3 rRNA genes are annotated in these 832 nt (G+C 44.0%); all 3 read left to right on the forward strand.

Annotated elements, in window-relative coordinates:
• Nucleotides 1–99: ribosomal RNA gene (locus tag UF05_RS08745) — 23S ribosomal RNA — on the forward strand; the annotation flags it as partial.
• A gap of 91 nt (nucleotides 100–190) precedes the next feature.
• Nucleotides 191–306: ribosomal RNA gene (rrf, locus tag UF05_RS08750) — 5S ribosomal RNA — on the forward strand.
• 317 nt (nucleotides 307–623) lie between these two features.
• A 16S ribosomal RNA gene (locus tag UF05_RS08755) occupies nucleotides 624–832 on the forward strand; the annotation flags it as partial.

The following is an 832-nucleotide window of genomic DNA, read 5'->3' on the forward strand; positions in this document are numbered from 1 at the left end:
CTAAAGGGTTGTCGGAGACTACGACGTTGATAGGTCAGGTGTGTAAGTGCTGTGAGGCATTGAGCTAACTGATACTAATTGCCCGTGAGGCTTAACCATACAACACCCAAGGGGTTTTGATGGACTCAAAGCAAGAACAGAATTGAATGTGTAGAGAACACAGAAACAGCTTTCCGAATTAAAGAATTTGCTTGGCGACCATAGCATTTTGGACCCACCTGACTCCATTCCGAACTCAGAAGTGAAACGAAATAGCGCCGATGGTAGTGTGGGGTTTCCCCATGTGAGAGTAGGACATCGCCAGGCTTTAATTTGCACTTGCTTAAGATTTAAGCAAGTCACCATAAGGTTCTAATCTTTTTTAGAGTTTTATGTTGACTTTCAAAGTGGAAAGCGTATTATACGCACCTCGCTTGAGTGTTAAGGCACTGAAAGCCAAGCTCTTTAACAATATAAACCTATCAATCTGTGTGGGCACTCGTTGATGATAATCCAATTCGATACTTCGGTATCAAATTAGGTTTCAATGAAACGAAGTGACCATTGAATCTTCGGATTCAGCACAGTCAATTCAAACATTACTTTATGTAATGTTCAGTATTCATTGAGCCGAACAAAATCTTAAATTGAAGAGTTTGATCATGGCTCAGATTGAACGCTGGCGGCAGGCCTAACACATGCAAGTCGAGCGGAAACGAGTTGTCTGAACCTTCGGGGAACGATAGCGGCGTCGAGCGGCGGACGGGTGAGTAATGCCTAGGAAATTGCCCTGATGTGGGGGATAACCATTGGAAACGATGGCTAATACCGCATGATGCCTACGGGCCAAAGA

Origin of the sequence: Vibrio sp. S457-15, from assembly GCF_000960545.1 — a bacterium.
Taxonomy (GTDB): domain Bacteria; phylum Pseudomonadota; class Gammaproteobacteria; order Enterobacterales; family Vibrionaceae; genus Vibrio; species Vibrio parahaemolyticus.